Genomic DNA, 12,946 nt, shown 5'->3' on the forward strand with positions numbered 1-12,946 from the left:
ATGTGCCGCGGGTTCGGCGTGGTGGAGCGGGCTCGGGCGCGTGTGCTGCTGGGGGTGGAGATCGCCGACCCCGCCGTTGCGGTGCCGGGCCGCCCCGGGTCGTCAGGTGGGGTGCGGCAGCAGCCGTCCATGGGTCAGGAGCCCACCCGCTCCCTCGGCGCGGACGCCGGTGCCTCGGCCGGGGCGGCCGCCGCCGGGGACTTCGCGCCGCGCATCAGCAGGGCGGTGAGTACGCCGCCGGCCGCGGCGACCGCGGCGGCGCCCAGGAACGCGGCGCGGAAGCCGTCGGTGAGGGCCGGCAGGTCGCCCAGCGCGCCCGCGCCCCGCGAGGTGGCGAGTGCGGTGAGCGCGGCCAGGCCGAGGGCGGAGCCCACCTGGTAGGTGGTGTTGACGATGCCGGAGGCCAGACCGGCCTGCTCCTGCGGTACGCCGGAGATCGCCGACATCATGGCCGGGATGTAGGCGAGGGACATGCCCGTCGCCGCCACCAGGGACGCGGGCAGCACGTCGACCAGGAACGTGCCGGTCGGCTCGACGGCCGACAGCCACACCAGGCCCGCCGCGAGGACCAGCAGACCACCCGCGATCAGCGGCTTGGCCCCGAAGTGGCCCAGCAGCCGGGCGGTGAGCAGCGTCATGAAGACCATCAGGAGCCCGGTCATCGGCAGCAGCGCCGCGCCGCTGGCGAACGCCCCGTAGCCCAGCACCTGCTGGAGGTAGAGGTTGAGGAAGTACCACATGGGGATCCACGCGGCGCCCAGCAGCGTCATCGCCAGGTTGGAGACGCCGAGGCCGGGGGTGCGCCAGACGCCGAGCGGCATCAGCGGGGCCTTGACCGACCGCTGGACGACCAGGAACAGCGCCAGGAGCAGGGCTGCGCCGATGAGCTCCAGGACGGTCTGGGCGTCGCCCCAGCCGACCTCGGGGGCCCGCACGACCGCGAACACCGCGAGCGCGAGACCGGCGGTGACGGACACCGCGCCGAGGACGTCCACCGAGCCGCGACGTCCCGCGACCGCCGGGAGCAGGCCGGTGGCCAGCAGGGTGGCGATGCCGATCGGCACGTAGATGATGAAGACCCACGGCCAGCTCGCCCACTCGGTGAAGACGCCGCCGAGGAACACCCCGGCGGTGCCGCCCGCCGGCGCCGCGGCGCCGTACAGGGCGAGCGCCTTGCCCAGCTCCTTGGGGTCGTGCCCGAAGAGCATCATCAGCAGCGTCATCGACGCCGGCGCGATCAGCGCCCCGCCGACGCCCTGCACCGCGCGCCCGGCGACCTCGACCCACGCGGTGCTCGCAGCCGCGGCGACCACGGAGCCGGCGGTCAGCACGACCCAGCCGGAGACGAAGACGCGCCGGGCCCCGAGCAGGTCGGACAGCCGCCCGCCGAGCAGCAGCAGTCCGCCGAAGGCGATGACGTACGCGTTGAACACCCACTGCAGGTCCCCCTGGGAGAAGCCCAGGTCACGCTGCATCTCCGGGAGTGCCACGCCGATGATCGAAGTGTCCATGATGACCATGAACTGCGCGGTGGCCAGCACGAGAAGTGCCCACCAGCGCCGCGGATTGACGGTTGACATCACTCTGCCCCTTCACTGAGAACAAATACCCCAAGGGGGTATGCGACAGCTAAGACGCTATACCCGGTGGGGGTATTCCCGGAAGGGGTCGGCAGCAGGCCGGGAGTCGGGGGCAGTCGGGGGTTTTCGCCCCATCCGGGCGAGAGCCACGGCGAGGACGACAAGATCACGGTCATGCCTGTCCAACGGCGGCCGCGGACGGCGGTGACGGCCGTGCGGCCCCGTGGCCGCAGTGATCCCCACCACGGCTGGGGGTCCACCGGCTCCCGTAGGGTTGTCCGGTCCCCCTTTCTCTGGCAGGTGCCGTTCCTTTGTCTTCTTCCACGCCTTCCGCCGTTCCGCTGCTCCGGCGGCTGCGGCCCGACTGGCTGACCGATCCGAAGGTGTGGCGCACCGAGGTGCTCGCCGGTCTGGTGGTCGCGCTCGCGCTGATCCCCGAGGCGATCTCCTTCTCGATCATCGCGGGGGTCGAGCCGGCGATCGGGCTGTTCGCCTCCTTCACCATGGCCGTGGTCATCGCGGTCGTCGGCGGCCGCAGGGCGATGATCTCCGCCGCGACGGGTGCCGTCGCGCTGGTGATCGCGCCGCTCAACCGCGAGCACGGCCTGGGCTACCTGGTGGCCGCGGTGATCCTCGCCGGGGTCTTCCAGGTGGCGCTCGGCGCGCTGGGGGTGGCGAGGCTGATGCGGTTCGTCCCCCGCTCGGTGATGGTCGGCTTCGTCAACTCGCTGGCGATCCTGATCTTCCTGGCGCAGGTGCCGGAGATGCGGGACGTGCCGTGGGCCGTCTACCCGCTGATGGCGGCGGGCCTGGCGCTGATGGTGTTCCTCCCCCGGGTGACCACGGTGGTGCCGGCGCCGCTGGTGTCGATCGCCGTCCTGACCGTCGTCACCGTCGCCGCCGGGATCGCGGTGCCGACCGTCGGGGACAAGGGCGCGCTGCCGTCGTCGCTGCCGGTGCCCGGGCTGCCGGACGTGCCGTTCACGCTGGACACGCTGGCGACGATCGCCCCGTACGCCTTCGCCATGGCGCTGGTCGGGCTGATGGAGTCACTGATGACGGCCAAGCTCGTGGACGAGATCACCGACACCCGCTCCAGCAAGACGCGCGAGTCCATCGGGCAGGGCGTCGCCAACATCGTCACCGGTTTCTTCGGCGGCATGGGCGGCTGCGCGATGATCGGCCAGACGATGATCAACGTAAAGGTGTCGGGCGCCCGGACGCGGCTGTCGACCTTCCTCGCGGGCGCGTTCCTGATGGTGCTGTGCATCGTCTTCGGGCCGGTCGTCTCCGACATCCCGATGGCGGCGCTCGTCGCGGTCATGGTCATGGTGTCGTGCGCGACGTTCGACTGGCACTCCGTCGCCCCGGGGACGCTGCGGCGGATGCCGGCCGGGGAGATCGCCGTCATGGTGATCACCGTCGGGTGCGTCGTGGCCACGCACAACCTCGCCGTCGGTGTCGTCGTCGGCTCGGTCACGGCGATGGTCGTCTTCGCCCGGCGCGTGGCGCGCCTCGCCGACGTCACCGCCGTCACCGACCCGGACGGCACCACCGTCGTCTACCGGGTGACGGGCGAGCTGTTCTTCGCCTCCTCCAACGACCTGGTGGGCCGGTTCGACTACGCGGGCGACCCCGACAGGATCGTCGTCGACCTGAGCGCGGCGCACATCTGGGACGCCTCCTCCGTCGCCGCCCTCGACGCCGTCGTGCACAGGTACGCCCAGCGCGGCAAGCGCGTGGAGATCACCGGGCTCAACGAGCCCAGCGCCCGGCTGCACGGCAAGCTCAGCGGAGAACTCAGCGGCGCCCACTGAGCGCGGCGATGTGGGGCGGGGGCGGCGCGGCACCGTCCCCGAGGGCCGGGTCGGGTTCGGGCTCCCCGAAGACCGTGGTCATCGGCACCACCCCGGCCCACAGGCCGAGCTCGGCGTCGGGGCCGTCGCCGTCGTCCGGGCCGCCGGTGCGGATCTTGACGGAGGCCTCCTCCAGGGAGAGCGCCAGCAGCGCGGTGGCGGCCAGCTCCTTGCGGTTCGGACGGCGGGCGTAGTCCCACTGGCCCGGCGTGGCCTGCTCGGTGAGGCAGCGCAGGCCGGCGAGCTTCTCCTCCGGGTCCGTCACCAGGCGCGGGACGCCGTAGACCATCGCGCTGCGGTAGTTGACACCGTGCTCGAAGACCGATCGCGCCAGGACCAGGCCGTCCATGTGCGTGACCGTGACGCACACCGTCGCCTCCGGCGCGGCGACCAGGCTGCGGCTGGCGACGGAGCCGTGCACGTACAGCCACCTGCCGTCGGAGCCGTACACCGTCGGGACGACCATGGGGTGGCCGTCGACGACGACTCCGAGGTGGCAGAGGAAACCGGCGGCGAGGATGGCGTCGAGGGCGGCGCGGTCCGTGCTGCCCTGGTCGCGCAGGCGGCGATGGCGCGTGCGGTCGGTGACGGGGAGCGTGCGGGACGCCGAGCTGTTCTCCATGCCTGAGGAACCTACCGATTCCGCCGCAACAGCGCCATGGAAGTTGCCGATATCGTCGCGCGACGGGCGTCACGCGACGATATCCCTCGTCTACGCCATCGGCCCCGGCGGCTCGAAGCGCGTGAAGGCGCTGTGCTTCGGCAGCCGGTACGTCTCGCGCCCGGTGATCGCGTTCAGGATGGTCGCGTTGCGTACGGCGCCGATGTCGAGGTTCGGCGACGAGACGCCGTGCGCGTGGATCTCGGCGTTGGCGACGAAGACCCGGCCGCTCACCCCGTCCGCGAGCTCGACGGAGTGGTCCAGGCGTACGCGAGGCCGCCCGCGCCCGTCGCGCTGGAGCAGTTCGTCCACCGGGGCCAGGAAGGCGGGCGTCCGGTTGCGGTAGCCGGTGGCGGCGACCACGAGACCGGTGGTGTGCTCGAAGACGCGGTCCGTGTCGCGGTGCCGGCAGGTCAGGACCGCCGCGCGGCCGGTCGGGTCCACGGCCGCGGACTCGACGGTGATGCCGAAGCGCAGCTCCACGTCGGCCAGCCCGTGCTCCAGCTGCCTCCGGTAGAGCAGTTCGTGGATCTCCTCCAGGGTGTCGGTGGAGATGCCCTTGTAGAACTGCCACTGCTCGCCGACGAGCCGGTCGCGCACGCCCTCCGGGAGGGAGTGGAAGTACCGCATGTACGCCGGGGTCGTCAGCTCCAGGTTCATCTTGGTGTAGTCGAGCGGCGCGAACGACGACGTACGGGTCAGCCAGCTCACCGCCGGGCCGCCGTCGAGGTTGCGGGTCAGCAGGTCGACGGCGACCTCGGCGCCGGACTGCCCGGAGCCGACGACCGTGACCTTGCCGGCCGCCGCCACGTCGGCCGCCCGGTAGAGGTAGTCCGAGGTGTGCAGCAGCAGCGACTCGGGCAGGTCCGCCAGCGCCTCCGGGACGTGCGGCGCGGTGCCGATGCCCAGGACCAGGTTGCGGGCGAGCATCCGCAGCCGCGTGCCGTCCCCGCGTACGACGTCCACGGTGAACCGCTCGGCCCCGGCGTCCCAGCGGACCTCCTCGGCGCGGTGCGAGAAGCGGACGGAGGGCAGCCGGGCGGCCGCCCAGCGCAGGTAGTCCTCGTACTCGCGGCGCGAGGGGAAGAAGTTCTCGCGCACGGTGAAGGTGTAGAGCCGGTCCATGTCGTGGAGGTACGCCAGGAACGACAGCGGGTGCCAGGGGGCGACGAGGGTGACGAGGTCGGCGAGGAAGTTCACCTGCATCGAGGCGTCGCCGAACATCATGCCCCGGTGCCAGGTGAGCTCCGGCCGCTCCTCCAGGACGACGAGGTCGAGGTCGTCGACGGTGGAGGCGAGCGCGGCCAGGCCCAGGTTGAAGGGGCCGCAGCCGATGGCCACCACGTCGTGTTCGGAGATGAGCTGCGTCATTTGGGGAGGTCCTCCTCGCTGCGCGGATGGACGAGCAGGGCGGCGGTCTTGTCGGGGAAGACGACCTCGCCGCAGGGGCGGAACCCGGCCGCCTCGAACGCCCTGAGCGACGGCGCGTTGGTCACGTCCGGCTCGGCGACCACCCGGACGCACTCCGGGTCGGCGGCGAGCAGCCCCTCCGCGAGGGCGCGCAGCAGCCGCCGGCCCAGCCCCTGACCGGTGCGGGCCGCGTCGCCGATGGCGATGTGCACGCCCAGGTCGTGCGGCAGCTCGGCATACTGCCCGGCGAGGCGGTCGCGGATCACCCGGTACACCTCGATGTACGCGAACGGCTCGCCGTCCAGGTCGACCAGGACCGGCAGGATGGCGTCACCGGCCAGGTGCCCGGCGATCTCCTCGTACCAGCGCTCGCGCGGCCAGGCCTGGTGCCAGAAGGCGTCGATGTGCGGCGACTGCATCCAGCCGTGCACCACGTCGAGGTCGGCGCCCTCCGCCCGGGCGACCCGGGCCGACCAGGGGCCGTTCAGGACCGGGAGCGGCGGGCCGGGGATCGTGGCGGTCGGATCGTGGTCCACCGAGGTCATGCCGTGGCCTCCTGGAGCGGGTTGGGGGCGTCGAGGTAGACGGACTGGGCGTCGAGCGGCGCGAGGACCTCGTCGATGCCGTGCAGCCGGGTCAGCAGGTTGCCCTTGCACGGCAGGGTGTCCGCCTCCAGCCAGCGGCGCGCCAGCCGGTCGCCCTCGGGCCCCGCCTCCGCGAGCGCGGGGAGCGCCGCGCGCAGCCGGTCGGCGAGGACGGCGAGGAGGTCGCGCTCGTCGGCGAGTCCGTCGACGGCGAGGCAGCCGACGACCGACAGCGCCTGGTTGCGCAGCAGGTAGTAGGAGAGCCGGTCGTCCACGAGGGCGTCGTCGACGACGGCGAGCATGGAGGAGTCGGCGCCGAGCCGCTTCAGCAGACCCGGGAGGTACGAGGTCGCCAGGTAGTAGCCCTGGTTGTCGCGGAAGGTGGAGCCGGTGACGCGTCCGGTCGCGTCCAGCCGGACCAGGGTGTTCTGCTGGTGGGCCTCCAGGCCGATGCCGGTGGCGGCGTACAGGTGCAGCATCGGCACGAGCACCTTGTCGGTGTAGTCGGCCGTCCACTGCTCGGCCGCGCCCGGGCCGAGCGCCGCGACCAGGTCGCCGAGCGCGCTGCGGCCGAGGCCGGGGCGCGGCGCCACCAGGCCGACCAGGCAGCGCAGGTCCGCGATGCCGTCCGGGACCTCGCGCACGGCGACGTCGAGGCCGGTGACGTCCGGGCCCTCCGGGCGGCCCGGCTCGTCCACCGCGATCCAGGCGGGGTCGCGGGTGATCGCGAAGCCGGGGTGGGCGGCGAAGGTGGCCCCGGCGTATCCGGCGTCGAGGAGCCGGTTGATCTCCAGGCCCCGGCGCAGCTCCGTACGGGTCGACTCGCGGCGGGAGTTGGTCAGCCGCAGCCCGAGGGAGAGCTTCAGCATCACGTCGGCGTCCGGCCGGTACACGGTCCGCACGCTGGAGGTGGGCCACCACTCGGGGCCCAGCTCACCGAGCGGCTTCAGCGCGCCGGAGGCGACGAGCGCCTGGATCCGCGGCCGGTGCAGCAGGTCGCGGGCCTGCCAGGGGTGTGCGGGGATCAGCACCCGGCCGTCGTCGAGGCGCTGTTCGGCGAGGTCGGCGAGGAGGGCGACGGTGTCGCGGCCGGCCAGCGAGGGGGCGCCTTCGACGGCGTCGTGGGAGACGACCGACTCGTCGGCGGAGAACCAGTGCAGCCGGAAGGAGCCGCGCAGCTCCGGCGAGTACGCCCGCGCCTCGTGGTCCGAGATGCCGTCCCGGCTCTTGGGCGCCGGGTGGTTCAAGTGGCCGAGCAGCAGGGCCTGTTCGGCGTCGAGGAAGCCGTCCACCTCCGGGGGCGGCTTCGGGTGGGCGCGGCGGTCGGCGATGAAGGCCGCCACCCGGCGTACGGACTCGGCGGTGCGCTCCACCAGGTCCGCGACCTCACCGGAGGGGACTCCGCCGGGACGGCTTCCGCCGCGTACCGCCGCCTCCGTGGAGAGCAGGGCCACGGCGGTGACGGGGTCGGCGGTCGGGCCGAGCGGGCCGCCGGGGCCCTCCAGGCGGGCGGGGGCGAAGCGGTGCCAGCCGGTGGGCGAGCAGTGCGTGACCTCGGTGACGAGGGCGAGCCCGGCGGTGGGCAGCTCCACGCGGAGCGGGCCGGGGGTGACGGGCGTGCCGGTCTCGCGCAGCCAGCAGCGCAGGAGGGCCTCGACGTGGGCGTGTTCGGCTGCGCCGCGCGCGTCGAGCACGTGCAGCGGGTCGGGGGCGGTGGTGGCTGCCGTGGTGGTTGCCGCCGGGGTGGTGATGCTCATGCGGCGCCCTCCTCGATGAGTCGTTCGCAGGTGCGGCCGGCGTCGAGGACCGTGTCCACGAGACCGTCGATGTCGTCGGTGGTGGCGGTGGGGTTGAGCAGCGTGAACTTCAGGCACACGCGCTGCTCCACCTCCGTGCGCCCGATGAGCGCGGCGCCGGATTCGAGCAGCCGCCGGCGCAGGGCGCCGTTCAGCTCGTCGGAGCGCCGGGGGTCCGCGGTGCGGTAGCGGAACACCACCGTCGTCAGCTCGGCCGGGGCGACGAGCTCCAGCTCCGGCTCCGCGAGGATGCGGCGCTCGGCGTGGCGGGCCAGGTCGTGGCAGACGTCGACCATGCGGCCGAGCCCCTCCCGCCCGTAGGTCAGCAGCGTGGCGGCGGCCTTCACCGCGTCGGGGCGGCGGGTGGTCTGGAGGCTGCGGCCCAGCAGGCCGTCGAAACCGGCCTCGGAGTCGTCGACGGGGTTGAGGTAGGCCACCTCGCGGTCGAGCGAGGTGAACGCGGTGGTGTCCGACACCAGGAGCACGCTCGCGGCGGCGGGCTGCCAGCCGATCTTGTGCAGGTCCAGGGTGACGGAGTCCGCGAGCTCCAGGCCCGCGAGGCGGTCGGCCAGCCGGTCGGAGAAGAGCGCGCCGAAGCCGTACGCCGCGTCCACGTGCATCCACATGCCGTGCCCGGAGGCGATCTCGGCGATCTCCGGCAGCGGGTCGATGGAGCCGAAGTCCGTGGTCCCGGCGGTGGCGACCACCGCGATCGGCGTCCGGTCCGGGCCGAGCTCCGCCAGCGCGGCGGCGAGCGCCTCGGGCCGCATGCGGCGGCGCCCGTCGACGGGCACCGGGTGCACGGCGGCTTCGCCGAGGCCGAGCGCGGCGCACGCCCGGTGCGTGGAGAAGTGCGCGAGCTCCGAGCAGAACACCACCGGGCCGGGCAGTGCCGCCACGCCCTCCCGGCGGGCGTCGATGCCGCGCCGCAGCGCGGCGGCGTCGCGGGCGAGCAGCAGGCCCATCAGGTTGGAGAGCGAGCCGCCGGGCGTGAGGACGCCGTCGGCGCGCTCCCCGAGCCCGGCCAGGCGGATCAGGGCGCCGATGAGCCACCGCTCGACGGCGATGCCGGAGGGGCCGGAGTCGTACGTGTCCAGCGACGCGTTCCCGGCGGCGGCCAGGGTGTCCGCGGCGACCGCGACCGACAGGGACGGCGCCTGGAGGTGGGCGGCGGCGCGCGGGTGGGAGAGGTCGATGCCCTGCTCCAGCAGCACGGTCGCGAGCAGCTGGAGCGCCGCCTTGGCGCCCAGCCCCTCGGCGGGGAGTTCGGCCGGGCCGAGGGTCTCGGCCGCCGCCGCGAGGACGTCGGCGGGGGCGCCCGCCGGGATCGGTCCGGCGGGGCGGCGGGCGGCGCCGGCGGCGTCGACCGCCTCGGCGAGGGTGGCGAGGACCTCGGCGAGGCCCTCCTGGGAGGCGGCGAGCACGGACGGCGGGAAGGACGGCGACGGGGACGGCGAAAACGGGGGTCGGGTCTGGGCCAACGGGATCACGCTGCCTCCTCAGTCCTCGGCGAGCGGGTTGGGGTGCGTGCCGTTCGGATACAGCGCGTGGCGCAGGGCGCGGTCGGTGTACCGGGTGACCACGATCCGGTCGCGGTTCAGGCCGTACCGGGGGATCTCCGGGGTGAGCAGGTCATACTCGGCGAACCGCCCGGCGAGCTCGGGGAACCGCTCCTTGAACTGCCGCTGGAAGTCGAGGATGGTCTGCCGCACCAGCCGCCAGAAGGTCTTCTCCGGTACGCCGAGCTGGTCGGCGCAGAGCGGCGCGAGGTAGCGGAAGTGGCCGACGAAGACCTGGTCCATGACGTGCTGCTTGATGATCGACGGGTGCTTGCGGGGCAGCACGTGGTCGTGCCCGTCGGGCTCGGGGCCGCGCTCCGGCACGTCGGTGAACGACACGCAGACGTCGTCCACGAAGTCCTTGAGGTAGAGCCGCACCGGGACGTCGTTCTCGTCGTACCCGAGCAGCGTGTTCTGGCCGTGCGGGTTGAAGGTGACGCCGTACCGGTACAGCACGTGCAGGATCGGCGTGAGCAGCGTGTCGAAGAGGCGGCGCAGCCACTCCTGCGGGTCCAGGCCGGAGGCGCGGACGAGTTCGGCGACGAAGGCGTCGCCGGCGCTGTCGACGTGCAGCAGCGAGGCGAAGGTGCGCACCCGCTCGTCGGGGTCCTTGCGCGCGGAGACGGAGTCGCGCCAGATGCAGCCGAGGGTCTCCAGATGCTGGTAGGGCGCGTCCTGGAGTTTCGACAGGTAGGGGTGCTGGACGGTGACGGAGGCGACCTCGCCGAGGAAGACGGTGCGGCACGTGTCGGTCAGGAACGGGTCACGCTCGACGAGCCCGCGCAGCCACTGCGTGACGACCGGGGCGCCCATGGTGCAGTGCGGCGGTATGCCGCGCCAGACCAGGGTGTTGAGGATTTTCAGCGGCAGTTTGACGTCGTACCGCTCGGGCGTGGTGGCGTTGGCCATCGTACGGATGGACTGGCCGGGCAGGTACGCGTCCGGGCTCTCGCCCAGCGGGACGATGCGGTTCTGCGCGACGTCGGCGGCGTGCACGATCTGCACGGCGTGGTCCCACTGCCAGGGGTGCACGGGCATCCACACGTAACCCTGCGGGTCGACCCCGGCCTCCTCCAGGACGGCGGTGAACCGGCTGCGGGTCTCCGCGTCCAACTCCTCTTCCAGGATGGCGGTTTCGGACAGCTCGGAGGTGCCGCGGAATTCGGCGAGGCCGCGGTGGACGGCGATCCACTGGAGTTTCAGCGGCTGCGCGGACTCGGGGGCGTACCGGCGTACGTCGGTGGCGGAGAAGCCGATCCGGCCCTTGTTGGCGACGAGCAGGTTGTGGCCGGTCATCCGGCACTCCAGCTCCGAGTGGCCCAGGGCGCGCATCTCGGCCACGGTCTCGCCGCCGTGGGTGAGGCGTGCGGCGTCGACGGCGAGAGTGGCGGAGAGCTCGGTGAAGTAGGTGGCGATGGTGGAGGGGTCGCTGCCGATGGTGGAGGTCGCCTCCATCAGGAACTGCAGGGCGTCCCAGGCGGGTTGGGCGATGGAGTTGCCCAGCATGCTGGTGGCGGTGCGGGTGATCGAGTCCGGGTCGACGCGCAGCCAGCCGAAGGCGCCGGGCGTGGCGTCGAACGCGTACGTCGTACCGCTGTCGAGGTCGACGCGGTAGCCGCCTTCGCCGGTCTCAACCGCTTTCAGCATGTCCTCGAAACACCACTCGCCGAGCGCTTTGGCCAGGAGGCGGCGGTTGGCCTCGCGCCAGGCCGCGGGGGCCACTTCGGGCAGAGCGGGCACGGGATGGTCGGCGGAAAGGGGCATCAGGCAGCTCCGATGTCTGGCCGGATCATTGCGCTCGAACGTCTGGACGTCCGGGCGGGGCTAGATTAGGTTAGGCTTACCTTAGGGACAAGGTCAACTTTCAGCCACGCGTCGGCGCAAGCTATTTGACGGCCTGTCAGGTGCTTCGGGCACGGCGTACGCGCGGCTTTTGACATGGCTTCGGCCTCCCCGCCCGGACCCGAATTGGAGGTGCTCAGCGGTGGCTTCCCGCCGACGCACGCCCCGATGGACCTTCGCCCTCGTGAGCGCGGGTGGCGTGATGATGACGCTGGACGTGACGGTCGTGAACGTCGCCCTGTCCGGTATCGCCCGCGACCTGGAGAGCGGGCTCGGCCAGGTCCAGTGGACGGTCTCCGCGTACTCGCTCGCCTTCGGCGCCCTGCTGCTCAGCGCGGGCGCGCTCTCCGACCGGATCGGGCGCCGGACCGTCTTCACCGCCGGGATGGCGCTTTTCACCCTCGCTTCGGCCGGATGTGGTCTTGCGCCCGACGTCGGCACGCTCATCGCCGCCCGTGCCGCGCAGGGCGTCGGCGGCGCGCTCGTCTTCGCCCCCACCCTGGCGCTGATCGCCGCCGCCTACCCCGAAGGGGCCCGCCGCCAGCGGGCGATAGCGGCGTTCGCCGCCATCGCCTCCGCCGCGGGGGCCCTCGGGCCCGTGGTCGGCGGCGTCCTCGTCGACCTCCTCGGCTGGCGGTGGATCTTCCTGGTGAACGTGCCGATCGGGGTGCTGGTGGTGGCCGGCGCGCTGACCCGGATGCCCGAGTCGGCGGCACCGCGCGACACCCGGCGCCGCATCGACCCGCTCGGCGCGCTCCTCGGCGTCGGGGCGCTGCTGGCGCTGCACTACCCGCTGATCGCCGGGCCGGAGGCCGGGTGGACGTCGCCGCAGGTGGTGCTCTCGGCGGCCGTCGGCGTGGGGCTCGCCCTCGCCCTGGTCGCCGTCCAGCGGCGCGGCGACGGCCTGATCGACCTGGCGCTCCTGCGGGTGCGCGCCTTCTCGGGCGCGGCGCTGCTGGGGTTCCTCGCCCGGCTGACGAGCCTGGGCGTGCTGGCCTTCATCACCCTGTGGCTCCAGTCGGCGCACGCGTACACGCCGCTCGAAGTCGGCCTGCACCTCCTGCCGTTGACCGGCAGCCTGCTGATCGCGGGCCTCTTCGTGGCGCGCCTCCAGCGCCGCTACACGGCGGACGCGCTGGTGGCGGGGGGCTTCGCGGCGCAGGGGGCGGGGCTGCTGGCGCTGGCGGCGGCGGGTTCCGGGGCCGACTTCGCGGTCACGGCGCTCGGTCTGGTGCTGCTGGGCATCGGCGGGGCCGTGATCTTCCCGCCCCTGATGGGCGTGGCCGTGGGCGCGGTCCCGGCGGACCGCGCCGGCATGGCCTCGGGCCTCACCAACGCCTGCTACCCCCTCGGCACCGCGACCGGCATCGCGGTGTTCGGCGCTCTGTTCTCGGCCCGGGTGGGCGAGGGCCTGGGCCCTGAGGCGGGTGTGCGCGCCGCCGTCGAAACCGGCCGCTTCGAACTCGTCCCCACCGCGCTCCAGCCCCTGGCCCGCGCGGCCTTCGCGGACGGCTTCACGGCGGTGTGCCTCGCGGCGGCGCTGGTCTGCGCGGTGGGGGTGGTGGCGGCCCGGACGCTGCGGCCGGCGCCGGAGGCGACTGCGGACGCGACCGCCCAGGAGACGCCGTCGGCCCGGATGGCGGGGGCGTCCTGAGGCA

General features: G+C 73.3%; 9 protein-coding genes. 2 read left to right on the forward strand and 7 right to left on the reverse strand.

Annotated elements, in window-relative coordinates; all coding sequences use genetic code 11:
• Positions 1 to 134: 134 nt before the first annotated feature.
• Positions 135 to 1,580, reverse strand: a complete 1,446-nt coding sequence (locus AB0A69_RS23665; protein ID WP_361425360.1) for an MFS transporter — start codon at positions 1,578 to 1,580, stop codon at positions 135 to 137.
• Between the two features lie 311 nt (positions 1,581 to 1,891).
• Here AB0A69_RS23665 and AB0A69_RS23670 point away from each other — a divergent pair, with 311 nt between their 5' ends.
• Positions 1,892 to 3,397, forward strand: coding sequence for a SulP family inorganic anion transporter (locus tag AB0A69_RS23670; RefSeq protein ID WP_361425363.1), 1,506 nt, complete (start codon positions 1,892 to 1,894; stop codon positions 3,395 to 3,397).
• Here AB0A69_RS23670 and AB0A69_RS23675 read toward each other — a convergent pair.
• The 6 genes from AB0A69_RS23675 to AB0A69_RS23700 form a co-directional block, all read right to left on the reverse strand.
• Positions 3,381 to 4,058 (reverse strand): pyridoxamine 5'-phosphate oxidase family protein, encoded by a 678-nt coding sequence (locus AB0A69_RS23675; RefSeq protein WP_361425366.1) that lies wholly within the window; start codon positions 4,056 to 4,058, stop codon positions 3,381 to 3,383. The genes AB0A69_RS23670 and AB0A69_RS23675 overlap by 17 nt on opposite strands.
• 90 nt (positions 4,059 to 4,148) lie before the next feature.
• Entirely contained in the window at positions 4,149 to 5,468 is a 1,320-nt protein-coding gene (locus AB0A69_RS23680) for a SidA/IucD/PvdA family monooxygenase (RefSeq protein WP_361425369.1), read from the reverse strand.
• A complete protein-coding gene (locus AB0A69_RS23685; protein WP_361425372.1) occupies positions 5,465 to 6,052 on the reverse strand; it encodes a GNAT family N-acetyltransferase in 588 nt (195 codons plus the stop codon). The genes AB0A69_RS23680 and AB0A69_RS23685 overlap by 4 nt, the downstream gene beginning before the upstream one ends.
• A complete protein-coding gene (locus AB0A69_RS23690; protein ID WP_361425375.1) occupies positions 6,049 to 7,848 on the reverse strand; it encodes an IucA/IucC family protein in 1,800 nt (599 codons plus the stop codon). The genes AB0A69_RS23685 and AB0A69_RS23690 overlap by 4 nt, the downstream gene beginning before the upstream one ends.
• The gene (locus AB0A69_RS23695) at positions 7,845 to 9,377 is read right to left on the reverse strand and encodes a pyridoxal-dependent decarboxylase (protein ID WP_361425378.1); all 1,533 of its coding nucleotides are present in this window, start codon (positions 9,375 to 9,377) and stop codon (positions 7,845 to 7,847) included. The genes AB0A69_RS23690 and AB0A69_RS23695 overlap by 4 nt, the downstream gene beginning before the upstream one ends.
• Positions 9,378 to 9,386: 9 nt before the next feature.
• Positions 9,387 to 11,210, reverse strand: coding sequence for an IucA/IucC family siderophore biosynthesis protein (locus AB0A69_RS23700; protein WP_361425381.1), 1,824 nt, complete (start codon positions 11,208 to 11,210; stop codon positions 9,387 to 9,389).
• 262 nt (positions 11,211 to 11,472) lie between these two features.
• Here AB0A69_RS23700 and AB0A69_RS23705 point away from each other — a divergent pair, with 262 nt between their 5' ends.
• The gene (locus AB0A69_RS23705; RefSeq protein ID WP_361425384.1) at positions 11,473 to 12,942 is read left to right on the forward strand and encodes an MFS transporter; all 1,470 of its coding nucleotides are present in this window, start codon (positions 11,473 to 11,475) and stop codon (positions 12,940 to 12,942) included.
• Positions 12,943 to 12,946: the final 4 nt, after the last annotated feature.

The sequence above is a fragment of the Streptomyces sp. NPDC045431 genome (genome assembly GCF_040646655.1).
Classification (GTDB): Bacteria; Actinomycetota; Actinomycetes; order Streptomycetales; family Streptomycetaceae; genus Streptomyces.

Bases quoted from the DNA above. Each gene is read 5' to 3' on its own strand.
- AB0A69_RS23665 (WP_361425360.1), bottom strand. From the start codon at position 1,580: ATGTCAACCGTCAATCCGCGGCGCTGGTGGGCACTTCTCGTGCTGGCC.
- AB0A69_RS23675 (WP_361425366.1), bottom strand. From the start codon at position 4,058: ATGGAGAACAGCTCGGCGTCCCGCACGCTCCCCGTCACCGACCGCACG.
- AB0A69_RS23680 (WP_361425369.1), bottom strand. From the start codon at position 5,468: ATGACGCAGCTCATCTCCGAACACGACGTGGTGGCCATCGGCTGCGGC.
- AB0A69_RS23685 (WP_361425372.1), bottom strand. From the start codon at position 6,052: ATGACCTCGGTGGACCACGATCCGACCGCCACGATCCCCGGCCCGCCG.
- AB0A69_RS23690 (WP_361425375.1), bottom strand. From the start codon at position 7,848: ATGAGCATCACCACCCCGGCGGCAACCACCACGGCAGCCACCACCGCC.
- AB0A69_RS23700 (WP_361425381.1), bottom strand. From the start codon at position 11,210: ATGCCCCTTTCCGCCGACCATCCCGTGCCCGCTCTGCCCGAAGTGGCC.